Genomic DNA, 22,907 nt, shown 5'->3' with positions numbered 1-22,907 from the left:
CGGAGGAGCCGCGGTGAAAGCGGTACCGGCCGCGCGCCGGTGGCGCGGCCCGGGGCGCGCGTGCAACGGAGACGGGGTGCGCGGACCGTCACGTCCCCGCGCCTCCCGCGTCCCGCCGTTCCGCGGACGCGCCTCGGCCGGCCGGCATCGTCGAGGGGCTCGGCCGCAGCGCCCGGCCGAAGGGCCCGGCCGGGGGGTCGGGCCGGAGCGCGGCCCGTTGCATGAGGGGCACCCCGTCCGTGCACGGCCGTCCCGGGCCGGGGCGGCGGCCCCGTCCGCACCGGGAACGTCCTACTCCGCCGCCGGTTCCGCCCCGCCCGCCGGACGGTGCAGCCGGAACAGGGCCCAGACCACCTTCCCGCCCGGCGCCCCGGCCAGTGGCTGCCAGCCCCAGCCGTCGCTGAAGGAGTCGACGAGGAACAGGCCGCGGCCCGACTCCGCCGAGAAGTCGTCCGTCTCGCGGGCCACCGGGCTGTCGTGGCTGGGATCGCGCACCGCGCACACCAGCCGCTCCGTCCAGCGCATCAGGTGCAGCCTCACGGGACCGCCGTGGTCCTGGTGGCGGGGGGTGTCCGCGGGCAGCGCGTGCCGCAGGGCGTTGGTGACCAGTTCGGAGACGACCAGGCACACGTCGTCGAACCGCTCGCCCATGTCCCAGCCGTCGAGCGTCCCTCGGGTGAACCGCCTGGCCTCGCGCACCGCCTCGTAACGGGGCGGAAGGGCGCAGGAGGCGGTGTTGGAGACGGTCGCGGGGTCGAGTGGCGGAAGGCCCTGCCGTAACGGCGCGAGCATGGTCGATCCATTCGTCCCCATGCGAGGCACTCCCGAGAATTCGCGGTCATAGCGATGCGGCGCGGTGGTGCGGGACCATGGTTTCGGATGCGTACCGCAGATGCAAGGGCAGATGCACGTGCACGTGACCGAATTGAGCCTGCCCGTACCGCTTGTTGGTCAATTTTTCCGTCAACTTCGCACCAGCTCGGGGGCGGTGTTCACGCCACGGGGTGTACTGGACCCCCGGTGGCAGGGGTTCGCCCCTTGGCCGGAATCCGTTTCCGTAACCGGATGAGTACTGCTCGAAGTGTTTTAGTGGCAGACTTCGGCCCCTGAAGACGGCTGGGGAGGCTGGCGAACGTGAGCGCGGGAGAGCCCGGATCGGTGGTGCGGCGCATGCTGCTCGGATCACAACTCAGGCGACTGCGTGAGACCCGGGGGATCACGCGCGAGGCGGCGGGCTACTCCATCCGTGCCTCGGAATCGAAGATCAGCCGGATGGAGCTGGGCCGGGTGAGCTTCAAGACCAGGGACGTCGAGGACCTGCTGACCCTGTACGGCATCACGGACGAGCAGGAGCGCGCCTCCCTGCTCTCCCTGGCCCGGGAGGCCAATGTCGCGGGCTGGTGGCACAGTTACTCCGATGTACTGCCCAGTTGGTTCCCCACATATGTGGGACTGGAGGGCGCGGCCTCCCTCATCCGCGTCTACGAGGTGCAGTTCGTGCACGGTCTGCTCCAGACCGAGGAATACGCCCGCGCCGTCGTCCGGCGCGGTATGCGCGACGCCGGGGAGGCGGACGTGGAGCGGCGGGTGGCGCTGCGCCTGGAGCGCCAGAAACACCTCGTCGCGGAGAACGCCCCCGCCTTCCACATCGTCCTGGACGAGGCCGCGCTGCGCCGCCCCTACGGCGACCGCGGGGTCATGCGCGGGCAGCTCCAGCACCTGATCGACATGTCCGAACGCCCCAATGTGCGGCTCCAGATCATGCCGTTCGGCTTCGGCGGGCACTCCGGCGAGAGCGGCGCCTTCACCATCCTCAGCTTTCCCGAGTCCGATCTGTCCGACGTGGTCTACCTGGAGCAGCTCACCAGCGCCCTTTATCTCGACAAGCGCGAGGACGTGACGCAGTACGAGACCGCGCTGCGGGAATTGCAGCAGGACAGCCCCGACCCGGCCGGAAGCCGGGACCTTTTGCGCGGCCTCCTACAACTCTCCTGAATCGGAAGTACGATGACGCGCAGTCAGATCACCTGACCGCGGCAGCCACGGGGATTGAGGGATCACATGTCGTCGTCGTACTTCACGGAACTGGCCCAGCAGTACATCGACGGCGAATGGCGTCCGGGCACCGGCTCCTGGGACATCATCGACTTCAATCCGTACGACAACGAGAAACTCGCCTCGATCACCATAGCGACGGTCGACGAGGTCGACGCGGCCTACCGGGCCGCCGAGCGCGCCCAGCGGGCCTGGGCGGAGACCAACCCCTACACCCGCCGCACCGTGTTCGAGAAGGCGCTGCGGCTCGTGGAGGACCGCGAGGCGGAGATCACCGAGGCCATCATCGAGGAACTCGGCGGAACCCGCACCAAGGCCGCCTTCGAACTGCACCTGGCCAAGGAGTTCCTGCGCGAGGCGGTGCACCTGGCGCTGCGCCCCGAGGGGCGGATCGTGCCCTCGCCCATCGACGGCAAGGAGAACCGCGTCTACCGGGTGCCGGTCGGCGTGGTGGGCGTCATCAGCCCCTTCAACTTCCCCTTCCTGCTCTCCCTGAAGTCCGTCGCCCCCGCCCTCGCCCTGGGCAACGCCGTCGTCCTCAAGCCGCACCAGAACACCCCCGTCGTCGGCGGCACCCTGGTCGCCCGGCTCTTCGAGGACGCCGGCCTGCCCGCCGGCCTGCTCAACGTGGTGGTCACCGACATCGCGGAGATCGGCGACGCCTTCCTGGAGCACCCGGTTCCCAAGGTGATCTCCTTCACCGGCTCCGACCGGGTCGGCCGCCACGTCGCCACCGTCTGCGCGAGCCACTTCAAGCGCTCGGTCCTCGAACTCGGCGGCAACGGCGCCCTGGTGGTCCTCGACGACGCCGACGTCGACTACGCGGTCGACGCGGCCGTCTTCAGCCGGTACGTGCACCAGGGGCAGGTCTGCATGGCCGCCAACCGGGTGCTGGTCGACCGGTCCGTGGCGGAGGAGTTCACCGGGAAGTTCGCCGCCAAGGTGCGGAGCCTCCGGGCGGGCGACCCGCGCGACCCGGAGACCGTGATCGGCCCGGTGATCAACTCCTCGCAGGCCGACGCGATCACCGGCGTGGTCGAGCAGGCCCTCGCGGAGGGCGCCACCGCCCTGGTGCGCGGCACCACCACCGGCAACCTCGTCGAGCCGTCCGTCCTCACCGGCGTGCCCGCCGACTCCCCGCTGCTGCGGCAGGAGGTCTTCGGCCCGGTCGCCTTCCTCATCCCCTTCGACGGCGAGGAGGAGGCCGTCCGGCTGGTCAACGACACGCCCTACGGCCTGAGCGGCGCCGTGCACACCGCCGACGTCGAGCGGGGCGTCGCCTTCGCCAAGCGGATCGACACCGGCATGTTCCACGTGAACGACGCCACCGTCCACGACGAGCCGATCGTGCCCTTCGGCGGCGAGAAGCACTCCGGTGTCGGGCGGCTGAACGGCGAGACGATGCTGGACTCCTTCACCACCCACAAGTGGATCTCCGTCCAGCACGGCCGCAGCCGCTTCCCCTTCTGACCCGCCGGGCCCGCGAGGCCCGCCCGGCATTCCCGGCCCGCGAGGCCCTCCCGGCCCGCCGGATCCGCCGGCCCCGGCCCGTCGCACCGCCGCCCCGCCGCGGGGGCGCGAGCGGGCCGGGCCGGTCCCGGCGCAGGCCATAGTCTGGGCCCATGTCAGTGATCCGTCTCCTGGTGCTCGGCGCGGTCCGCCGCCACGGGCGGGCCCACGGCTACCAGGTCCGCAACGACCTGGAGTTCTGGGGCGCGCACGAGTGGTCCCACGCCAAGCCCGGCTCCATCTACCACGCGCTCAAGCAGATGGCCGCCCAGGGACTGCTGCGCGCGCACGAGACGGCCCCCTCGACGGCCGGCGGCCCCCCGCGCACCGAGTACGAGGTCACCGGCCGGGGCACCGAGGAGTACCTCGGCCTGCTGCGCGCCGCGCTCACCGCCCACGACCAGAAGCCCGACGTGCTCTCCGCCGCGCTCGGCCTGATGGTCGACCTGCCGCGCGAGGAGGTGCTCGCCCTGCTGGAGCGGCGCGTCCGGGCCATCGGGGAGTGGCGGGCCTCCGTCACCGAGTACTACGCGCCCGAGGAGGGCCCGGGGCAGCTCGGCCACATCGGGGAGATCATGAACTACTGGGTGTGCTCCGCCGACACCGGCGCCGAGTGGACCCGCGGCCTGATCGAGCGCCTCCGGGCCGGGGCCTACGTCTTCGAGGGGGAGGGCCGCCCCTTCCTCGGCATCCTCGGCGAGGACGAGCCCAACCCGTACGCGACGGGCGAGCCGCACCCCGGCGACACCCGCTGACCCCGCCGGGCGGACGGACCCGCCACCGCACCCGGCTGCCACCGCACCGAGGTCGCCACCGCACCGGGGCCGCCGCCCGCCGGGCCCCACCGCCCGGCGGCGCCCCTTCCCGCGGCGCCCCGTGTCAGTGGTGGAAGCCGGTGGCCGCCGCCTTGTCCCGGATCAGCGGGCCCGGCTGCGCGCGCAGCTCGGGCAGCAGCCGCCGCAGGTCCTCCACGAGCAGCTCGGCGAGGTCCGCCGAGAAGCCGTTGCGGCACACCACCCGTAGCACCGACAGGTCCTCCCGGTGCGCCGGGAAGGTGTAGGCGGGGACCAGCCAGCCGCCCTCCCGCAGCCGCCGGGCGACGTCGAAGACGTCGTACGCCGTCACCTCGTCGGTGGTGGTGAAGGCGAAGACCGGCAACTGGTCGCCGCGGGTCAGCAGCCGGAAGTCGCCGAGCGCCTCGATCCGCTCCGCCAGCCCGGTGGCGATCTCCCGCGAGGCCCCCTGCACCGCCCGGTAGCCCTCCCGGCCCAGCCGCAGGAAGGTGTAGTACTGCGCGACGACCTGGGCGCCCGGCCGGGAGAAGTTCAGGGCGAAGGTCGGCATGTCGCCGCCCAGGTAGTTGACGCGGAAGACCAGCTCCTCGGGCAGCGCGGCGGCGTCCCGCCAGAGCGCCCAGCCCACGCCCGGGTAGACCAGCCCGTACTTGTGCCCCGAGGTGTTGATCGACGCGACCCTCGGCAGCCGGAAGTCCCACACCAGGTCCTCGTCCAGGAACGGCGCCACCATGCCCCCGGACGCGGCGTCGACGTGCACCGGGATGTCCAGCCCGGTCCGCTCCTGGAGGGCGTCCAGGGCCGCGCACAGGTCCGCGACGGGCTCGTAGGAGCCGTCGAAGGTGGAGCCCATGATGCCGACCACGCCGATGGTGTTCTCGTCGCACAGGTCGGCGGCGGCCTGCGGGTCCAGGTGGAAGCGGTCGCCCTCCATGGGCACCTGCCGGGCCTCCACCTCCCAGAAGTTGCAGAACTTGTCCCAGCAGACCTGCACGTTCACGCCCATGACGAGGTTGGGCCGGGCGGAGGACGGATAGCGGTCCCCGCTGCGCAGCGCCCAGCGCCGCTTCAGCGCCATCCCGGCGAGCATGCACGCCTCGCTGGACCCGGTCGTCGAGCAGCCCACGGCGGTGTGCGGCTCGGGCGCGTGCCACAGCTCGGCGAGCATCGCCACGCAGCGCCGCTCCAGCTCGGCGGTGCGCGGGTACTCGTCCTTGTCGATCATGTTCTTGTCGCGGCACTCGTTCATCAGCACCCCGGCCTGGGGCTCCATCCAGGTGGTGACGAAGGTGGCCAGGTTCAGTCGCGCGTTGCCGTCGAGCATCAGCTCGTCGTGGACCAGCCCGTACGCCGTGGACGGCGGCAGCGGGGAGTCGGGCAGGCGGTGGGTGGGCGGGGCCCCGGTCATGCCGCCGGCCGGATTGGCCACGCCGTGGAAGGGGTTCACGCCCAGCCGGCGCCGCTCCTCGTCCCGCGACGTGTGGTGTCCGTGGTGCAGTGACATGAGTCCGACCGTAGGCGCGGACCCCGGGCCCCGCACCCGGGGTTGCACCTCACGCGGCGTGAGGGTGCAGCGTGGACGGCGTCAGGAAGGGAGCGGGAGTGGGCTACTCCGTGGGACAGGTCGCGGGCTTCGCCGGGGTGACGGTGCGCACGCTGCACCACTACGACGCCATCGGGCTGCTCGTGCCCGGCGAGCGCAGCGTCGCGGGCCACCGCCGCTACGGCGACGCGGACCTCGACCGGCTTCAGAGGATCCTGTTCTACCGGGAGCTGGGCTTCCCGCTCGACGAGGTCGCCGCCCTCCTCGACGATCCGGGCGTGGACCCGCGCGCGCACCTGCGCCGCCAGCACGCGCTGCTGACCGCCCGGATCGGAAGGCTGGAGAGGATGGCGGCGGCCGTGGAGCAGGCCATGGAGGCACACAGCATGGGGATCGATCTCACCCCCGAGGAGCGGTTCGAGGTCTTCGGGGACGCCGACCCGGAGCGGTACGAGGAGGAGGTGCGGGCGCGCTGGGGCGACACGGACGCCTACGCCGAGTCGCGGCGCCGCGCGGCCGCGTACACCAAGGAGGACTGGCAGCGCGTCCGGCGCGAGGGCGACGAGGTGGTGCGGCGGTTCGTCGCCCTGATGGAGGAAGGGGTGCCGGCGGACTCCCCGGCGGCCATGGACGCCGCCGAGGCGCACCGCCGGTGGATCTCCGGCAACCACTACGAGTGCGGGTACGAGATGCACACCTGCCTCGGCGAGATGTACGTCCAGGACGGGCGGTTCACGGCGAGCATCGACGCCGCCCGCCCGGGCCTCGCCGCCTACCAGCGCGACGCGATCCTGGCGAACGCAGTCCGCCACACCCCCTGAACGGCGGCCGTGGCCCGGCTCACTCCCGGGCCACGACCACCGCCGTCCCGTAGGCGCACACCTCGGTCCCCACGTCGGCCGCCTCGGTCACGTCGAACCGGAACGCCAGGACCGCGTTGGCGCCCCGGGCGCGCGCCTGCTCGACGAGGCGCTCCATGGCCTGGTTGCGGGTCTCGACCAGGGTCTTGGTGAGCCCGCGCAGCTCGCCGCCGACGAGGGACTTCAGCCCGGCGCCGATCTGGCTGCCCAGATGCCGGGAGCGCACGGTCAGCCCGAAGACCTCCCCGATCACCTCCCGCACCTGGTGGCCGGGTACGTCATTGGTGGTCACGACCAGGACCTCGGGCGCAGGGCCCTGTCCGCCGCCGAATTCATCGATGCCCATGGTGCACAGGGTTCCCCGGACCGGGGTGCCCCGCACCCCGGGCGGTCCGGTGGAACCCGGGAGGCCGCGGGCGCGTTGTACGTTGGGGCGACCGACCCCAGCCCGCGCACAGTGCAGGAGCCCCCTTTCCGTGACCACGCTTGCGCTCGGCCCCGAGTGGCTGAGCCCGGACTACTTGATCGAGACCTTCAGCCTGCCCGGCATTCTGCTGATCGTCTTCGCGGAGTCCGGCCTCTTCGCGTTCCTGCCCGGCGACTCGCTGCTGTTCACCGCCGGGCTCTTCGTCGCCCAGGGCGATTACATCAGCCAGCCGCTGTGGCTGGTGTGCGCCCTGATCGTGGCCGCGGCCGTGATCGGCGACCAAGTCGGCTACATGATCGGCAAGTTCTTCGGTCCGAGGCTGTTCAGCCGGCCCAACTCCAAGCTCTTCAAACAGGAGAACCTGGACAAGGCCCACGAGTTCATGGAGAAGTTCGGCCCCAAGGCCATCGTGCTGGCCCGCTTCGTGCCGATCGTGCGCACCTTCGCCCCCATCGTGGCGGGCGCCGGGCGGATGCAGTACCGCACCTTCCTCACGTACAACGTCATCGGCGGCGTCGCCTGGGGGTGCGGGGTCACCCTCGCGGGCTACTGGCTCGGGCAGATCGAGCTGATCCGCACCAACGTCGAGGCGATCCTGGTCCTGATCGTCGTCGTCTCCGTCGTCCCGATCGCGATCGAGTTCCTCCGCGAGCGCCGCAAGAAGAAGCGCGCCGCCGCCGACGGCCCCGGGGCCGCCCCGGCCGCCGCCGCCACCGCCGCCGCGGCGGCCCCCGCGCGGCCCTCGTACCCGGTCATGGACGACGCCACGACCCAGCTGCGGCCCATCGACCCGAACGAGCCCCCGCCCTACGGCCAGGGCCACGCTGCCCGGCAGCAGCCGTACGGCGGCCCGGGGCCGTACGGCGGACGGCCGCAGCCGTTCGGGGGACAGCCGCAGGGCGGCCAGGGACAGCCCCAGGGGGGCCGGCAGCCCCACCGGGACCCGCGTCAGCAGCCCTACGGGGACCCGCGGCAGCAGCCGTACGCACCGCAGTACCCGCAGGGTCAGGGCGGCCAGTACCCGCAGGGTCAGGGGCAGTACCCGCAGGGCCAGGATCAGGGCGGCCAGTACCCGCAGGGTCAGGCCCGGCCGCCGCACGGCGGGGAGCAGCAGGGCGGTCCGCAGTACCCGTACAACCAGGGGTACTGACCCCCGGACCCGGTCCGGGCGCGGGGTTCCCGGGCCGGACCGGGCGGGCGCGGGGGCCGGGGGCGGCGCCCGGCGCCGGGCGCTAGAAGCCGCGCGTCCGCTTGGCCGCGCGGCGGTTGGCGGCGCTCGTGCCACCCGGCAGGCGCAGGAACAGCCGGGAGATCTCGCCGCCCAGGTTGACCCCGATGGCGATGGCCATGGCGATGGCGACCGCCTTGGAGAGCGACACCAGCCCCCGGTCCACCTCGTTCTGGGCGATGGCCAGCAGCCCGAAGTAGGTCGCCGAACCGGGCAGCAGCGGCCCGATGGCGGCAGTCGTGTACGGCAGCGCGGAGGCGAACCGGTAGCGGGACATGAGCTGCCCGAACAGGCCGACCAGCCCGGCCGCGGCGGCTGTGGAGGCCACCGGGGAGATGCCCCCGACGTTGTGCATGGCGCCGTAGACGCACCAGGCCACGCCGCCGTTCAGGGTCACCGCCAGCACCGTGGTCCGCTCCTGCTGGAGCAGGACCGCGAAGGCCAGCGACAGCAGCATCGAGGCGCAGATCTGCACCACCGGCTCGTCGCCCGAGCCCAGCGCGGCGTCCGGATTGAGGTTGGCGCCGAGCTGGACGCCGAAGTACAGCACGATCAGCACCCCGGCGACGATGCTGACGAAGAAGTACATGACCTCCAGCAGCCGCGCCGAGGCCGTGATGTAGAAGCCGGTCAGCCCGTCCTGCACGCCCGCCACCAGGGCCCGCCCCGGCAGCAGCGCGAACAGCCCACCGGTGATCACGGCGGACGCCTTGGCGTCGACGTGGGACAGGTTGAGGGCGATCCCTATGGCGGCCGGCGGCATCGCGGCCACCGCGAACTGGTAGAACTCCGGCAGCCCGCGCCCGGCGCACAGCCAGGCCAGCCGGTCCCCGAGCATCGCGCCCACCACCGCCGCGACGAAGACCACGGCGTCACCGCCGACCAGCATCGAGGCGGCGCCCGCGAGCAGCCCGGTGGCCCCGGTCAGCACCCAGGTCGGGTACGGGTGCCGGTTGCGGCGGATCTCCGCGAGGCGCCGGTAGGCCTCCTCCAGGGAAAGGTGCGCATCGGGGTCGCTGAGGTGGTCGACGAGCTGGTAGACGGCCGCGAGCCGGGTGTAGTCGGTGCCCCGGCGGCGCACCGTGCGCGAGGCCGTCACCGGATCGTCCACCAGCGAGGGCTGGTGGGAGATCGACAGCAGGGTGAAGGTGACGTTCGGCTCGCAGCGGTCCAGCCCGTAGGAGCGGCACACGGCGAACATCGCCGCCTCCACGTCCTCGGCGCCCTCGCCGCCCGCCAGCAGCAACTCCCCGATGCGCAGCGTCAGGTCGAGCACCCTCGGCACGGCGGGCCCGGTCTCGTCGTCGTGCCGCTGCGCGGTCTCGGGCGCGGGCCGCTCGGCCACCGGCATGCGCAGCATCGCCCGCATCCGGTCCTGCCAGGGCACGTCCTGGGACACCGCGGGGATGCCGGACGCCGGGGTGAAGGCCGGCGGGGCGTTCCACGCGCTGTAGGTGCTCGGCGTGCTGAACGCCGACCCCTCCGCCTCGGCGGGCGCGTGCGGCGGCGGCTCCAGGCCGTCGGGCAGGGCGAACTCCGAGGTGGTCTCGGACTCCGTCCCGTTGTGCCGGGGTGTGTCCAGCCCCTCGGGGAGCTCGAACTCGGACGTGGCCGACGGCTCCTCCTCGGCCTGCGCCACGACCCCGGTCGGCGGCCGGAAGGCACTCCTGACCTCGTCCGGCTGCGGCTTGTGGTCCTCCGCGTCCGTCACGTGCTTGGCACTCCCCTGGTACGACACACCCTTCTGCAGCCCTCAGTATGCGTACCCCAACGCGAACGGGCCGCACGCCCCGGCGTGCGGCCCGTCACCGGGAGGAGGGGTGCTCAGTGGCCGCCCTGCTCCTTGAAGCGCTTGTAGGACCGCTCGATCTCGGTCTCGGCGTCCGTGCGGCCCACCCAGTTGGCGCCCTCGACGGACTTGCCGGGCTCCAGGTCCTTGTAGACCTCGAAGAAGTGCTGGATCTCCAGGCGGTCGAACTCCGAGACGTGGTGGATGTCACGCAGGTGCTCCACACGCGGGTCGGTCGACGGCACGCACAGCAGCTTGTCGTCGCCGCCGGCCTCGTCCGTCATCCGGAACATGCCGATCGCGCGGCAGCGGATCAGGCAGCCCGGGAACGTGGGCTCGTCCAGGATGACCAGCGCGTCCAGCGGGTCGCCGTCCTCGCCGAGGGTGTTCTCCACGAAGCCGTAGTCGGTCGGGTACGCGGTCGAGGTGAAGAGCCGGCGGTCCAGTCGAATCCGTCCCGTCTCGTGGTCCACCTCGTACTTGTTGCGCGAACCCTTCGGGATCTCGATCGTGACGTCGAACTCCACCGGACGCTCCTCCATGATCAGCACATAGTTCTGGTGGTTAAGTGTCCCTCACGCACGTGTGTGATCGCGAAAGGGGCTGGTCGTCGTGCCGGAGCTGAGACCTTGGCGGGCCGCGCGACCGCACGTGGCACGGGCCGCGGCCGCCGTACGGCCGCGTCTCGCACGCGCCGCGCGGGCCGCCGCACCGCGGGTCACACGGTTGGCGCGGGCCACGATCCCGCGGCTCACACGGGTCACGAAGCCCAAGACCTGGCAGTACACCGCCGGGGCCGCCACCGCCGGTCTGGCGCTGGCCGCCGGGGTGGTCGCCGCCGCGGGCCCCTGGGACTCCACGGGTCAGCGTACGGCCGAGCGGGACCGGGCAGTCGCCGCGGGTCCCACGGGTGGCGCAGATCACGGTCGCGGAGCCGATGGTTCCGACGTCGCCCCCGGGGCGCCCCGCCCGGCGCCCAGCGCCGGGGCCGTCCTGACCGCCCTGGGCGGACCCGGCGGTTCGGCGGGCGGGGTGAAGGCCCCGCCGGGCACCGGGGCCCTCGCCGGCGCCCTCCGCCCGCTGCTGGAGGACCCGGCGCTCGGCCGCCCCCGGGGCGCCTCGGTCGTCGACCTCACCACCGGCGCGCGCCTCTACGGCACCGGCGCCACCGCCTCCCTGACGCCCGCCTCCACCACCAAGATCGCCACCGCGGTGGCCGCCCTCACCGCTCTCGGGCCCGACCACCGGCTCACCACCCGCGCCGTCCTGGAGCCGGGCACCGCGAAGCTCGTCCTGGTCGGCGGCGGCGACCCCACCCTCACCGCGCGCGAGCGCGCCGCCGGATCGGCCAGCCTGCGCGTGCTCGCGCGCGAGACCGCCGAGGCCCTCCGGAAGAGGGGCACGCGCGAGGTGAGCCTCTCCTACGACACCACCCTGTACGCCGGTTCCGCCGCCCACCCGATCGGCGTCAACGAGAACCTCGCGCCCGTCACCGCCCTCATGGCGGACGAGGCCCGCACCGACGACTCCGGCAGCGGCCCCGCCCCGCGCGCGCAGGACCCCGCGGCCGACGCCGCCCGCGCCTTCGCGGACCTGCTGCGCGGCCACGGCATCACCGCCACGGCCCCGCGCGGCGCCAAGGCCACCGGGCGGGCCGAGGAACTGGCCGCCGTCTCCTCGCCCCCGCTGTCCGCCCTGGTCGAGCGGATGCTCACCACCAGCGACAACGACCTGGCCGAGGCCCTGGCCCGGCACACCGCCCTCGCGAGCGGCGAGCGCGCCGACTTCGCCGGGGGCGCCGCCGCGATCACCGCCCGCCTGCGGGAGCTCGGCCTGCCCCTGCGCGGCGCCCGGTTCCACGACGGCAGCGGCCTGGACCGGGCCGACAGGCTCACCGCCGACCTGCTCACCGACCTGCTCGCCGAGTCCGCCGACCCGGCCCGCCCCGGGCTCCGCCCGGTCCTCACCGGGCTGCCCGTCGCCGGGTTCACCGGCACCCTCTCCGGCCGCTACGCGGAGGGCGCCGCCGGGCTGGTCCGCGCCAAGACCGGCACCCTGACCGGTGTCAACTCCCTGGCGGGCACGGTGGCCACGGCCGACGGGCGGGTCCTGGGCTTCGCCTTCCTGACCCAGGACGCGCCGGACCCCGGGGCCGCCCAGGCGGCCCTGGACAGGGCGGCCACCGCGCTGACGGGCTGCGCCTGCGGCTGAGCGGGGGCGGGCGCCGGGGCCGGGCCCGGCACGGGATCCGGGCCGCGGTCCGGGGCACCGCCGCCCGTCCGGCCCCGGGGCCTACCCCGCCGGGTGCCGGGACCGGGGCGGGAAGCCCCACCGTCACCCGGCCGGGCGAGCGCGCGGCACGGCGGGCGGACGCGCCTCCGCCTCCGCACTCCGGCGGACGGAGCGGAGCCGGCGCGGACGGGCCGGGGCGCGCGCCGGAACCCCGCACCCGCGTACGCCGGGACCGGCACCGCCGCCCGGCGGACGGCGCCGGGTGCGCGAGGGCCCGCCGCACCGGTCGCCCAAGCGGTCCGGGCCCCGGAAAACTCACCCCGTCGGGGCGAGGGGCACTCAAGTACCGTTGACCCATGACGAGCATCGGCGCATCTTCCGGCATGGTCGACTGGAACCTCGCGGTGGCGACCGCGACCCGGCTCGTACGACCGGGACCCGAGGTCAGCCGCGACGAGGCGCGGGCCGTCGTCGCGGAACTCCGCCGCCACGCCAGGGCCTCCGAGGAGCACGTCCGGGGCTTCACGGGACTGGCGACCGACGCGCTGCACGACACCCCCGTGCTCGTCGTCGACCGGCCCGGCTGGATCCGGGCCAATGTCGCGGGCTTCCGGGAGCTCCTCAAGCCGCTGCTCGGCCGGATGGAGGAGCGCCGGGGCACCACCCCCGGCGGCGCGGTCCTCGGCGCCGTCGGCGGCAAGGTCACCGGCGTCGAGGTGGGCATGCTGCTCTCCTTCCTCTCCTCCCGCGTCCTCGGCCAGTACGAGACCTTCGCCCCCGCCTCCCGCGAGCTGCCCGCCGGTTCGCCCGGCGGCGGGCGGCTGCTGCTCGTCGCGCCGAACATCGTGCACGTGGAGCGCGAACTCGACGTCGAGCCGCACGACTTCCGGCTGTGGGTGTGCCTGCACGAGGAGACGCACCGCACCCAGTTCACCGCCGTGCCCTGGCTCCGCGACCATCTGGAGGGCGAGATCCAGTCGTTCCTCGAGCAGACCGACGTCGATCCGACGACCGTGCTGGAGCGGCTCCGCGAGGCCGCCCAGTCGCTGGCCGGCGGACGGCCCGAGGGCGAGGCGGAGGACGGCGGACGGTCCCTGGTGGAACTGGTGCAGACCCCCGCGCAGCGGGAGATCCTTGCCCGCCTCACCGCCGTGATGTCCCTCCTGGAGGGCCACGCCGACTTTGTGATGGACGGCGTCGGCCCGGCCGTCGTCCCGACGGTGGGCGAGATCCGCGAGAAGTTCCAGCAGCGCCGCGCGAAGGGCGCCTCCCGCCTCGACCTGGCCCTGCGGCGGCTGCTCGGGCTGGACGCCAAGCTCCGCCAGTACCGGGACGGCGAACGCTTCGTGCGGGCCGTCGTCGAGCAGTGCGGCATGGACGGCTTCAACCGGGTGTGGACCTCGCCCAACACCCTCCCCACCAAGGCGGAGATCGCCAAACCGGCGGACTGGATCGCGCGGGTGCACCGCAGGCCGGAGGCGTGAAACGGCCCGGAAGGTCGTGAAAGCCGGGGCGGGTGGCGAACGCGATCCGGCCTGCGGCAGGCGAACGCCCCTCCAATCACCCGTCCGAGGGACCCTGTGCCCACGGCAGGCGTGCGATGCTCGGGGAACGGCCCGCTTCTGTCACCATCTACACACTCTGCGTGACCGGACTCGGGCTCACCCCCCGAAACTTCATGAAGGGCACCGGACATGGGTCCCCATCCTGCGGTCGCGGCGATACGCCTGGCGGTGCGCCGCGTCCTCCACGACATCCTCTCCGAACCGACCACCGCGGCCGGCGTCCCCGCCGCGGCCACCGCCGGGCGCGCCCCCGGCCCCGGGCCCGCGCCGCTCGTGCTCGTCGCCTGCTCGGGCGGCGCCGACTCCATGGCGCTCGCCTCCGCCCTCGCCTTCGAAGCCCCCCGTCTGGGCGTCCGCGCCGGGGGCATCACCGTCGACCACGGCCTCCAGAGCGGCTCCGACCTGCGGGCGGAGGAGGTCGTCCTGCGATTGCGCCAACTGGGCCTGGATCCCGTCGAGGCCGCCGCCGTCACCGTCGGCCGCGCGGGCGGGCCCGAGGCCGCCGCCCGCGACGCCCGCTACGCCGCGCTGGACGCCGCCGCCGCCCGGCACCGGGCCGCCGCCGTCCTCCTCGGCCACACCCGCGACGACCAGGCCGAGACGGTGCTGCTCGGCCTCGCCCGCGGCTCCGGCATCCGCTCCCTGTCGGGCATGGCCGCGGTCTCGGGGGCCGACGGCCGTTACCGGCGCCCGTTCCTCCAGGTCGACCGGCAGACCGCCCGCAAGGCCTGCATGGCCCAGTCCCTCCCGGTCTGGGACGACCCCCACAACACCGATCCCGCCTACACCCGCTCCCGGCTGCGCCACGAGGGGCTGCCCGCCCTGGAGAAGGCGCTCGGCAAGGGCGTCGTCGAGGCCCTCGCCCGTACGGCCCAGCTCTCCCGGGACGACGCCGACGCCCTGGACACCTGGGCCCGCCAGGCCGAGCCCGGCGTCCGCGACGCGTCGGGGCTGCTGGAGTGCGCCAAGCTCTACGCGCTGCCGCCCGCCGTGCGCCGCCGCATCCTGCGCCGCGCGGCCATCGACGCCGGTGCCCCGGCCGGCGCGCTCTTCGCCCGTCACATCGAGGAAGTCGACCGGCTGATCACCGGCTGGCGCGGCCAGGGGGCCATCAACCTCCCCGGCAAGGTCGTGGCCCGCCGCCAGGGTGGCAGACTGGTGATTCGGCAAGGCTGAATCCGGAGCCCGCCCACCGGCCCGCACCAGGGGCCGCCGGGGCGGACCGGTCTGGCCGGTGGGACGACCGAAAGTGATGCGGTGGACGCGAACGACATGGGTGCCGACCTCGAAAAGGTGCTCATCACCAAGGAAGAGATCGACGCGAAGCTGGCCGAACTGGCCGGGAAGATCGACGCGGAGTACGCGGGCAAGGACCTCCTCATCGTCGGCGTCCTCAAGGGCGCGGTGATGGTCATGGCCGACCTCGCCCGGACCCTGTCCACCCCCGTCACCATGGACTGGATGGCCGTGTCCTCGTACGGCGCGGGCACCCAGTCCTCCGGTGTGGTGCGGATCCTCAAGGACCTCGACACCGACATCAAGGGCAAGCACGTCCTGATCGTCGAGGACATCATCGACTCGGGACTGACCCTGTCCTGGCTGATCTCCAACCTCGGCTCGCGCGAGCCCGCCTCCCTGGAGGTGTGCACCCTGCTGCGCAAGCCGGACGCCGCGAAGGTCGCCCTCGACGTACGGTGGGTGGGCTTCGACATCCCCAACGAGTTCGTCGTCGGGTACGGCCTCGACTACGCGGAGAAATACCGCAACCTGCCGTTCGTCGGGACGCTCGCGCCCCACGTCTACGGAGGCTGACGCCCGGGGGGTCCGCCCGGCGCGGATTCCGCCGGGCGACCGGGAACCCCGACGGCACTCGCGCCGTTGGAGGATGCAGACGGAAACGGCTGCCGTCCGTGCGACTTCGGGCCGCCGGGCTGGGGTACCGTCAGAAGAACTGTCTTATCAAACTCACTGTGGCAGGAGGGACGGGGCGGCACCGCTCCGTGTGGATGGACGTGAAGCGATACTTCCGTGGGCCGGTCATGTGGATCGTGCTGGCCGTCCTTGCCGTGGTCGTGTTGATGCAGGTCGTCGGCTCGTCCGGCGGCTACAAGACGGTGGACACCGGCCAGGTCGTCCAGGCGATCAACGACAACAAGGTCCAGTCGGCCAAGCTGACCACCGGTGACGAGCAGACCATCAAGGTCGAGCTCAAGAGCGGCGAGAAGGTCAAGGGCAGCTCGAAGATCCAGGCGAGCTACATCGGCGACCAGGGCGTGACCATCGCCAGCACGCTGCAGAACAAGTTCCAGGACAAGCAGATCCCCGACGGCTACACCGTGTCGCCGTCCAAGCAGAACCCGTTCGTCGGCCTTCTGCTCTCCCTGCTGCCGTTCGTCCTGATCATCGTCGTCTTCCTGTTCCTGATGAATCAGATGCAGGGCGGCGGCTCCCGGGTCATGAACTTCGGCAAGTCCAAGGCCAAGCTCATCACCAAGGACACCCCCAAGACGACCTTCGCGGACGTCGCCGGGTCCGAGGAGGCCGTCGAGGAGCTCCACGAGATCAAGGAGTTCCTCCAGGAACCGGCCAAGTTCCAGGCCGTCGGCGCCAAGATCCCCAAGGGCGTGCTGCTGTACGGCCCGCCCGGAACGGGCAAGACCCTCCTCGCGCGCGCCGTCGCCGGCGAGGCGGGCGTGCCGTTCTACTCGATCTCCGGTTCCGACTTCGTCGAGATGTTCGTCGGCGTCGGCGCCTCCCGTGTCCGCGACCTGTTCGAGCAGGCCAAGGCCAACGCCCCGGCGATCGTCTTCGTCGACGAGATCGACGCGGTCGGCCGCCACCGCGGCGCCGGCCTCGGCGGCGGTCACGACGAGCGCGAGCAGACCCTGAACCAGCTCCTGGTCGAGATGGACGGCTTCGACGTCAAGGGCGGCGTGATCCTCATCGCCGCGACCAACCGGCCCGACATCCTGGACCCGGCGCTGCTGCGCCCCGGCCGCTTCGACCGGCAGATCGCCGTGGACCGCCCCGACATGCAGGGCCGTCTGGAGATCCTCAAGGTCCACCAGAAGGGCAAGCCGGTCGCCAAGGACGTGGACCTCGCGGCCGTCGCCCGGCGCACGCCCGGCATGACCGGCGCCGACCTGGCCAACGTGCTGAACGAGGCCGCCCTGCTGACGGCCCGCAGCGACCAGAAGCTGATCGACAACCACATGCTCGACGAGGCGATCGACCGCGTCGTGGCCGGACCGCAGAAGCGGACCCGGATCATGTCGGACAAGGAGAAGAAGATCACCGCGTACCACGAGGGCGGACACGCCCTGGTCGCGGCGGCCTCCCCCAACTCCGACCCCGTCCACAAGATCACCATCCTGTCCCGGGGCCGCGCCCTCGGGTACACGATGGTCCTCCCGGACGAGGACAAGTACTCGACCACGCGCAACGAGATGCTCGACCAGCTCGCCTACATGCTGGGCGGCCGGGCGGCCGAGGAACTGGTCTTCCACGACCCGACCACCGGTGCCGCCAACGACATCGAGAAGGCCACCGGTGTGGCCCGCGCCATGGTCACGCAGTACGGCATGACCGAGCGCCTCGGCGCGATCAAGTTCGGCGGGGACAACACCGAGCCGTTCCTGGGCCGTGAGATGACTCACCAGCGCGACTACTCGGAAGAGGTCGCCGCGCTGGTGGACGAAGAGGTCAAGAAGCTGATCGAGACGGCGCACAACGAGGCCTGGGAGATCCTGGTCGAGAACCGCGACGTCCTCGACAACCTCGTCCTCGCGCTGCTGGAGAAGGAGACGCTCGGCAAGGAGGAGATCGCCGAGGTCTTCGCCACGATCGTCAAGCGCCCGCCCCGGCCCGCCTGGACCGGTTCCTCCCGCCGCACCCCCTCGACCCGTCCGCCGGTGCTCTCCCCCAAGGAGCTGGCCCTGACGAACGGTGCGAACGGGGCGACGCCCGCGGTCTCCACCGTCAAGGGCGCGGTCACCGAGACCGCCCCGGCGCCGGAGGGGGCTCCCGAGGAGCGTCCCGAGGACTGACGGTTCCCGGCCCTCGCGGCCGGGCCCGGAATGTGAGCCGCGCTCCCCAGGCTCTAGCCTGGGGAGCGCGGCTTTTCGCGCGCAGCAGGCGAGACGGACAGGAACGAGGCACCACATGACCGACCCCGTGACGCTGGACGGCCAGGGCCCGATCGGCGACTTCGACGAGAAGCGGGCCGAGAACGCCGTACGCGAGCTGCTCATCGCGATCGGGGAGGACCCGGACCGCGAAGGGCTGCGGGAGACCCCGGCGCGGGTGGCACGGGCCTACCAGGAGATATTCGCCGGGCTGCGGCAGCAGCCCGAGGACGTGCTGACGACCACCTTCGACCTCGGTCACGACGAGATGGTCCTGGTCAAGGACATCGAGGTGTTCAGCACCTGCGAGCACCACCTCGTGCCGTTCCGCGGCGTGGCCCACGTCGGCTACATCCCGTCCGCCAGCGGCAAGATCACCGGTCTGTCCAAGCTGGCCCGGCTCGTCGACGTCTACGCCCGCCGCCCCCAGGTGCAGGAACGTCTCACTACGCAGATCGCGGACTCCCTGATGGAGATCCTGGAGCCGCGCGGTGTGATCGTCGTGGTGGAGTGCGAGCACATGTGCATGTCCATGCGCGGCATCCGCAAGCCCGGCGCCAAGACGCTCACCTCGGCGGTGCGGGGGCAGCTGCGGGACAGCGCCACGCGCAACGAGGCGATGAGCCTGATCATGGCGCGGTAGGTGCCCGTGGGGGCGGGACGGGGCAGGGCGGGCGCCGGGTCCCGGGGCCCCGGACGCCGTCCTGGGTGGTCCCGGCCGTGACCGGGGGCTCCCCGGAACCGGGTGCGCCGGTGTGACGGGCGCGCCGGTGAACGGGACCTCGTGGTCCGGGGAGGTGTCCCCGGGGGCGGTTGAGGGGGCGATGCCGGCGCCGGGTGCCGTGGATGTCCGGGGCTCCTGGGCCCCGGCGGGCGGCTCAGGCGGCCGACGCCGCGCCCGGGGGGTGCTCGTCGTCCTCGGGGAGCCGGCAGACCCGCTCCAGGAAGATGGCGGCCGCTATCACGCCGATGCCCGCGAGTGTCGACGCGCCCGCGTACACCGCCTGGTCGCGGCGGGCGGGGATGTCCAGGTACTCCAGCAGGAAGACGGCCACCCCGCCGTACAGCCCCGCGACGAGGGCGGCCACCAGGGCGCTCGCCTGGCCGAACACCACCGCGCGGGCGGCCATCAGGGGATCGACGCCCTTGGCGCCGGGGACCCGGTCCCGCTGCGCCTTCAGCCGCGCGCGCAGCGAGACCGCCGTGGCCAGCAGCACCACGGCGATCAGCGCCAGCACGATCGGGGCCGCCAGGGGGACGCCGGGCAGGGTCCCCACCGAGTTCCACAGCCGGGCGGTGGCCCAGGACAGGACCCCCGCGACGGCGAACACACCGGCCAGCGTCCTGACGCGCAACTCTTTCACGGTGTCCCTTCGTCCCCCGGCGCCCCTGGCGGGCCCTGCCGTTCTGACCTTAACGACTACTCGGGCAGCCGGAGTTCCAGGTCGGACCGGACCGCGACGCCCTCCCGGGTGACGCCCGCCAGCAGTTCGGCGACCGGGCCCCGGCCGGGCAGCAGCGCCGCCGGGTCCACGTCGTGCCACGGGGCGAGGACGAAGGCCCGCTCGTGGGCGCGCGGGTGCGGCAGGGTGAGCCGCGGGTCGTCCGAGACCACGTCGGCGTAGGCGACGATGTCCACGTCCAGGGTGCGCGGGCCCCAGCGCTCGTCCCGGACCCGGTGGAACGCCTCCTCGACCGCCTGCGCCCGCTCCAGCAGCGACGACGGGGGCAGCGTCGTCCTCAGCACCACGACCGCGTTGAAGTACGACGGCTGGCTGCCGGGCTCCACGCCCCACGGCTCCGTCTCGTACACCGGCGACACGCCCTTGACCCGCACCCCGGGGGTGTCCTCCAGGGCGTCGATGGCCCCCTGCAGGGTCTCCAGGCGGTTGCCGAGGTTGGCGCCCAGCGAGATCACCGCGCGCTTCGGGTTGGACAGCGTCGAGTCGGCGGCGTCGACCTGCTCGACGACGGCGGCGGGCACCGGCTGCACGGTGGGGTCGCCGGGACCCCGCTCCAATGGGGTGCTCATACGCGGCTCCGGATGATGGTGACGGTCACGTCGTCGAAGGGGACGGTGATCGGCGCGTCCGGCTTGTGGACGCAGACCTCGACCTCCTCTACCCCCTCGTGCGCCAGGCAGACCTGCGCGATGCGCTCGGCCAGCGTCTCGACGAGGTTGACGGGCTCGCCCTCGACGACGGCCACGACCTCCTCGGCGACGATGCCGTAGTGCACGGTCTTCGCCAGGTCGTCGTCGGCGGCGGCCGGGCGGGTGTCCAGGCCCAGGACGATGTCGACGAGGAAGGTCTGGCCGTCCTCGCGTTCCTTGGGGAACACCCCGTGGTGCCCGCGGGCCTTCAGGCCGCGCAGCGCGACACGATCCACGCGAATCACTCCTGCAGTCGTCGGTCTCGGACGGTCCGTGCCGCGTGCGGGCGGCGTGCCGGTCCGGGGTCGAATCTACCCGCGTGGTCCGGCGGGGCGGGGGTGCGGGGGTGCGGGGCGCGGGGGCGGGGGGTGGTTTCGGCCGGGGCGGGCGGCGCTCCCGGCGGGGGCGGTGCGCGGTGGTGCGGGTGTGATCGGGACCGGGCGGCCGGGCTGGTGCGGCCGAGGGGTCCGGGGTGTGGTGCGGGGCGAGGTGGCCGGGGTGGTGCGGGTGTGCCCGGGCGAGGTGGCCGGGGTGGTGCGGGTGTGCCCGGGTGGGGCGGCCGGGGTGGTGCGGGTGTGCCCGGGTGGGGCGGCCGGGGTGCGGGTGTGATCGGGGCGGGGCGGTGGGCGCGCCCCGGGCCCGGTGTCAGAGCTCCTCGGCGTCCTCGGCGTCCTCGGCCGACTCCGCCAGGACCGGGGAGGCGTGGTGCGACCACAGCTTCCACCCGGCGGGCGTGCGGCGGAACACATTGGTCGCCACCACCAGCTGGCCCACCAGCGGGCCCAGCTCCTCGCCGCCCTGCGGCGCCGGACCGCCGCTGAGGATGTTCTCCGCGCAGCTCACCAGCGCGGTGTCGCCGGTCACCGAGACGTGCACGTCCGTGAGGAAGAACTGGATGTAGTCCGTGTTCGCGATGATCAGCGCGTACGACCGCAGCACCGCGCCGCGGCCGGTGAGCGCGGGCCAGCCGGGGTGCACGCAGGAGATCACCCCGGCCTCCGCGGGATCGTGGTAGCTCTCGTCGACCCCCAGGTCGGCCGGGGACAGCCAGAGGTCGGAGATCCGCTCGAAGTCGCCCTGCTCCAGCGCGTCGTAGAACGCCGCGTTGGCGGCCTCGACCTGCTCCACATCGAGGTGGGGAGTGCTCACCGGGCTCCCTCGACGGCGCGGGCGACGCGCACGGCGTCCGCGGTGGCGCTCACGGCGTGGACGCGCACCGCCCACGCCCCGGCCTGCGCCGCGAGCGCCGATACGGCGGCGGTGGCGGCGTCGCGCTCCCGCGCGGGGGGCGGGGCGGACTCCGGGCCGGCCAGGACGCGGCCCAGGAAGCGCTTGCGGGACGCGGCGACGAGGAGGGGCTGGCCGAGGGCCAGCAGCCGGTCCAGGTGGGCCAGGAGCACGAGGTCGTGCTCGGCGTCCTTGGAGAAGCCGAGGCCCGGGTCGACGATCACGCGGTCCGCCGCGACGCCCGCCGCGAGCACCGCCTCCACGCGGGCGCGCAGCTCGTCGTGGACCTCGGTGACGACGTCGGCGTACGTGCCGCGGACGTTGCCGGGGGAGAGGAGGCCGCGCCAGTGCATGACGACGAAGGGGGCGCCGGCGTCCGCGACGGCCGGGAGCATGCGGGGGTCGGCGAGGCCGCCGCTGACGTCGTTGACCAGGGTCGCGCCGGCGTCCAGGGCCTTCGTGGCCACGGAGGCGCGCATCGTGTCCACGGAGACCGTGACGCCCTCGGAGGCCAGGCCGCGCACGACGGGGACGACGCGGCGCAGCTCCTCGTCCTCGTCGACACGGGTGGCGCCGGGGCGGGTGGACTCGCCTCCGACGTCGACGAGGTCGGCGCCCTGGGCGACCAGGTCGAGGCCGTGCTTGATCGCGGCCGTCGTGTCGAAGAAGCGGCCGCCGTCGGAGAAGGAGTCGGGGGTGACGTTGACGACCCCCATGACCGCGCAGCGGTCCCATGCGGTGAGTCCTGCCGGGTGGCGGCGGCCGGTCTGCTTGCTCATGTGTTCAGCGTATGCCCCGACGAGCGGCCCGCCCGCGTCGGGCCGCACCGCGGGGGCCTGCCCGCGGCCGGGGGACCGGGGGGAGCGCCGGGGGACCGGGGGGAGCGGGGGAGTCCGCTCGCGGCGGGCCGTGGGCGGCGTGTGCGGGAGTGGGCGGGTGCCGTGGTGGTCGTGCGGGTTCGGTGGTGCGGGTGCCTGCGGCGGCCTCTTTCGCTGTGTGGGGGTGCGCGTAGCGCCTCCTGGTGCGGTGTGGGTCGGGGCCGGGGCGGGGGTGGTCGTCCTCGGAACGGCGCGGAATGGGGTGGGGAGGGGGCGCACTCTGTTGACGCGCCAACCTCTGCGGGCGACCACCCCCGCCCCGTCCCCTTCCCGCCGTACGCGACTGCGGGGCCACGCCCGCTCTTCCGGGCCGGATTCCGCCGTGTGCGGGTGCGGGTGCGGGGCCGCTTCGCGTCTCCGTCTCTCGCGGTGCGTGACTGCGGGGGCACGCCCGCTCTTCCGGGCCGGATTCCGCCGTGTGCGGGTGTGGGGCCGCGCCCGCTTCGCGTCTCCATCTCTCGCGGTGCGTGACTGCGGGGGCACGCCCGCTCTTCCCTGCCGGATTCCGCCGTGTGCGGGTGCGG

Annotated in this window: 21 protein-coding genes; 11 read left to right on the top strand and 10 right to left on the bottom strand. The window is 73.4% G+C overall.

The genetic code is table 11. From position 1 onward, the window contains the following. Positions 1 to 291 precede the first annotated feature (291 nt). Positions 292 to 792: an ATP-binding protein gene (locus ACZ7LB_RS03455; RefSeq protein WP_471465177.1), complete on the bottom strand. Its 501-nt coding sequence runs from the start codon at positions 790 to 792 to the stop codon at positions 292 to 294. Positions 793 to 1,170: 378 nt separating this feature from the next. Here ACZ7LB_RS03455 and ACZ7LB_RS03450 point away from each other — a divergent pair, with 378 nt between their 5' ends. The 3 genes from ACZ7LB_RS03450 (at position 1,171) to ACZ7LB_RS03440 (ending at position 4,319) form a co-directional block, all read left to right on the top strand. Further along, entirely contained in the window at positions 1,171 to 1,995 is an 825-nt protein-coding gene (locus tag ACZ7LB_RS03450; RefSeq protein WP_471465595.1) for a helix-turn-helix domain-containing protein, read from the top strand. A 66-nt stretch (positions 1,996 to 2,061) separates the two neighbouring features. Then, entirely contained in the window at positions 2,062 to 3,525 is a 1,464-nt protein-coding gene (locus ACZ7LB_RS03445) for an aldehyde dehydrogenase family protein (RefSeq protein ID WP_471465176.1), read from the top strand. Positions 3,526 to 3,677: 152 nt separating this feature from the next. Next, entirely contained in the window at positions 3,678 to 4,319 is a 642-nt protein-coding gene (locus ACZ7LB_RS03440) for a PadR family transcriptional regulator (protein WP_471465175.1), read from the top strand. Positions 4,320 to 4,443: 124 nt separating this feature from the next. Here the strand turns inward: ACZ7LB_RS03440 and ACZ7LB_RS03435 are convergent, their stop codons facing one another. Continuing rightward, a complete protein-coding gene (locus ACZ7LB_RS03435; RefSeq protein WP_471465174.1) occupies positions 4,444 to 5,862 on the bottom strand; it encodes a glutamate decarboxylase in 1,419 nt (472 codons plus the stop codon). 98 nt (positions 5,863 to 5,960) lie between these two features. Here ACZ7LB_RS03435 and ACZ7LB_RS03430 point away from each other — a divergent pair, with 98 nt between their 5' ends. Next, positions 5,961 to 6,722, top strand: coding sequence for a MerR family transcriptional regulator (locus ACZ7LB_RS03430; RefSeq protein WP_471465173.1), 762 nt, complete (start codon positions 5,961 to 5,963; stop codon positions 6,720 to 6,722). Positions 6,723 to 6,741: 19 nt separating this feature from the next. On the opposite strand, the gene ACZ7LB_RS03425 is transcribed toward ACZ7LB_RS03430, so the two are convergent. Continuing rightward, complete coding sequence (locus ACZ7LB_RS03425) at positions 6,742 to 7,107, bottom strand: YbjQ family protein (RefSeq protein ID WP_161227800.1); 366 nt, start codon at positions 7,105 to 7,107, stop codon at positions 6,742 to 6,744. A gap of 130 nt (positions 7,108 to 7,237) precedes the next feature. Here ACZ7LB_RS03425 and ACZ7LB_RS03420 point away from each other — a divergent pair, with 130 nt between their 5' ends. Then, a complete protein-coding gene (locus tag ACZ7LB_RS03420; RefSeq protein WP_471465172.1) occupies positions 7,238 to 8,338 on the top strand; it encodes a DedA family protein in 1,101 nt (366 codons plus the stop codon). 82 nt (positions 8,339 to 8,420) lie between these two features. Here ACZ7LB_RS03420 and ACZ7LB_RS03415 read toward each other — a convergent pair whose 3' ends face one another. Both ACZ7LB_RS03415 and ACZ7LB_RS03410 read right to left on the bottom strand, forming a co-directional pair. Continuing rightward, a complete protein-coding gene (locus ACZ7LB_RS03415; RefSeq protein ID WP_471465171.1) occupies positions 8,421 to 10,127 on the bottom strand; it encodes a threonine/serine exporter family protein in 1,707 nt (568 codons plus the stop codon). A 113-nt stretch (positions 10,128 to 10,240) separates the two neighbouring features. Then, positions 10,241 to 10,732 (bottom strand): inorganic diphosphatase, encoded by a 492-nt coding sequence (locus tag ACZ7LB_RS03410; RefSeq protein WP_067240787.1) that lies wholly within the window; start codon positions 10,730 to 10,732, stop codon positions 10,241 to 10,243. Positions 10,733 to 10,856: 124 nt separating this feature from the next. Between ACZ7LB_RS03410 and dacB the strand changes: the two genes are divergently transcribed. From dacB to folE, 6 genes are all read left to right on the top strand, one after another. After that, positions 10,857 to 12,416, top strand: a complete 1,560-nt coding sequence (dacB, locus tag ACZ7LB_RS03405; protein WP_471465594.1) for a D-alanyl-D-alanine carboxypeptidase/D-alanyl-D-alanine endopeptidase — start codon at positions 10,857 to 10,859, stop codon at positions 12,414 to 12,416. Positions 12,417 to 12,793: 377 nt separating this feature from the next. Continuing rightward, positions 12,794 to 13,921: a zinc-dependent metalloprotease gene (locus ACZ7LB_RS03400; protein WP_471465170.1), complete on the top strand. Its 1,128-nt coding sequence runs from the start codon at positions 12,794 to 12,796 to the stop codon at positions 13,919 to 13,921. Between the two features lie 210 nt (positions 13,922 to 14,131). Next, entirely contained in the window at positions 14,132 to 15,178 is a 1,047-nt protein-coding gene (gene tilS / locus ACZ7LB_RS03395; protein ID WP_471465169.1) for a tRNA lysidine(34) synthetase TilS, read from the top strand. Between the two features lie 96 nt (positions 15,179 to 15,274). Further along, positions 15,275 to 15,814: a hypoxanthine phosphoribosyltransferase gene (gene hpt / locus ACZ7LB_RS03390; RefSeq protein WP_471465593.1), complete on the top strand. Its 540-nt coding sequence runs from the start codon at positions 15,275 to 15,277 to the stop codon at positions 15,812 to 15,814. A 194-nt stretch (positions 15,815 to 16,008) separates the two neighbouring features. Next, a complete protein-coding gene (gene ftsH / locus ACZ7LB_RS03385) occupies positions 16,009 to 18,048 on the top strand; it encodes an ATP-dependent zinc metalloprotease FtsH (RefSeq protein WP_471465168.1) in 2,040 nt (679 codons plus the stop codon). A 115-nt stretch (positions 18,049 to 18,163) separates the two neighbouring features. Continuing rightward, on the top strand, positions 18,164 to 18,769 hold the full coding sequence (folE, locus tag ACZ7LB_RS03380) for a GTP cyclohydrolase I FolE (protein ID WP_471465167.1): 606 nt from the start codon (positions 18,164 to 18,166) through the stop codon (positions 18,767 to 18,769). Between the two features lie 235 nt (positions 18,770 to 19,004). On the opposite strand, the gene ACZ7LB_RS03375 is transcribed toward folE, so the two are convergent. The 5 genes from ACZ7LB_RS03375 to folP form a co-directional block, all read right to left on the bottom strand. After that, a complete protein-coding gene (locus ACZ7LB_RS03375) occupies positions 19,005 to 19,490 on the bottom strand; it encodes a DUF3180 domain-containing protein (RefSeq protein ID WP_471465166.1) in 486 nt (161 codons plus the stop codon). Positions 19,491 to 19,546: 56 nt separating this feature from the next. Further along, entirely contained in the window at positions 19,547 to 20,158 is a 612-nt protein-coding gene (gene folK, locus ACZ7LB_RS03370; protein WP_471465165.1) for a 2-amino-4-hydroxy-6-hydroxymethyldihydropteridine diphosphokinase, read from the bottom strand. Then, on the bottom strand, positions 20,155 to 20,514 hold the full coding sequence (folB, locus tag ACZ7LB_RS03365; RefSeq protein WP_471465164.1) for a dihydroneopterin aldolase: 360 nt from the start codon (positions 20,512 to 20,514) through the stop codon (positions 20,155 to 20,157). Before folB ends, folK begins: the two co-directional genes overlap by 4 nt. Positions 20,515 to 20,923: 409 nt before the next feature. Continuing rightward, positions 20,924 to 21,427, bottom strand: a complete 504-nt coding sequence (locus tag ACZ7LB_RS03360) for a nuclear transport factor 2 family protein (protein ID WP_471465163.1) — start codon at positions 21,425 to 21,427, stop codon at positions 20,924 to 20,926. Then, positions 21,424 to 22,284, bottom strand: a complete 861-nt coding sequence (gene folP, locus ACZ7LB_RS03355) for a dihydropteroate synthase (RefSeq protein WP_471465162.1) — start codon at positions 22,282 to 22,284, stop codon at positions 21,424 to 21,426. Before folP ends, ACZ7LB_RS03360 begins: the two co-directional genes overlap by 4 nt. Positions 22,285 to 22,907 lie beyond the last annotated feature (623 nt).

The sequence above is a fragment of the Streptomyces sp. NPDC107521 genome (assembly GCF_055598485.1).
Note: the sequence above shows the minus strand (reverse complement) of the source record. Positions and strands in the feature narration are given on the sequence as shown.

Coding starts and splice junctions, on each gene's coding strand:
- ACZ7LB_RS03455 (WP_471465177.1), bottom strand. CDS start 792: ATGCTCGCGCCGTTACGGCAGGGCCTTCCGCCACTCGACCCCGCGACC.
- ACZ7LB_RS03450 (WP_471465595.1), top strand. CDS start 1,171: ATGCTGCTCGGATCACAACTCAGGCGACTGCGTGAGACCCGGGGGATC.
- ACZ7LB_RS03445 (WP_471465176.1), top strand. CDS start 2,062: ATGTCGTCGTCGTACTTCACGGAACTGGCCCAGCAGTACATCGACGGC.
- ACZ7LB_RS03440 (WP_471465175.1), top strand. CDS start 3,678: ATGTCAGTGATCCGTCTCCTGGTGCTCGGCGCGGTCCGCCGCCACGGG.
- ACZ7LB_RS03435 (WP_471465174.1), bottom strand. CDS start 5,862: ATGTCACTGCACCACGGACACCACACGTCGCGGGACGAGGAGCGGCGC.
- ACZ7LB_RS03425 (WP_161227800.1), bottom strand. CDS start 7,107: ATGGGCATCGATGAATTCGGCGGCGGACAGGGCCCTGCGCCCGAGGTC.
- ACZ7LB_RS03400 (WP_471465170.1), top strand. CDS start 12,794: ATGACGAGCATCGGCGCATCTTCCGGCATGGTCGACTGGAACCTCGCG.
- tilS (WP_471465169.1), top strand. CDS start 14,132: ATGGGTCCCCATCCTGCGGTCGCGGCGATACGCCTGGCGGTGCGCCGC.
- hpt (WP_471465593.1), top strand. CDS start 15,275: ATGGGTGCCGACCTCGAAAAGGTGCTCATCACCAAGGAAGAGATCGAC.
- ftsH (WP_471465168.1), top strand. CDS start 16,009: ATGGACGTGAAGCGATACTTCCGTGGGCCGGTCATGTGGATCGTGCTG.
- folE (WP_471465167.1), top strand. CDS start 18,164: ATGACCGACCCCGTGACGCTGGACGGCCAGGGCCCGATCGGCGACTTC.
- folK (WP_471465165.1), bottom strand. CDS start 20,158: ATGAGCACCCCATTGGAGCGGGGTCCCGGCGACCCCACCGTGCAGCCG.
- folP (WP_471465162.1), bottom strand. CDS start 22,284: ATGAGCAAGCAGACCGGCCGCCGCCACCCGGCAGGACTCACCGCATGG.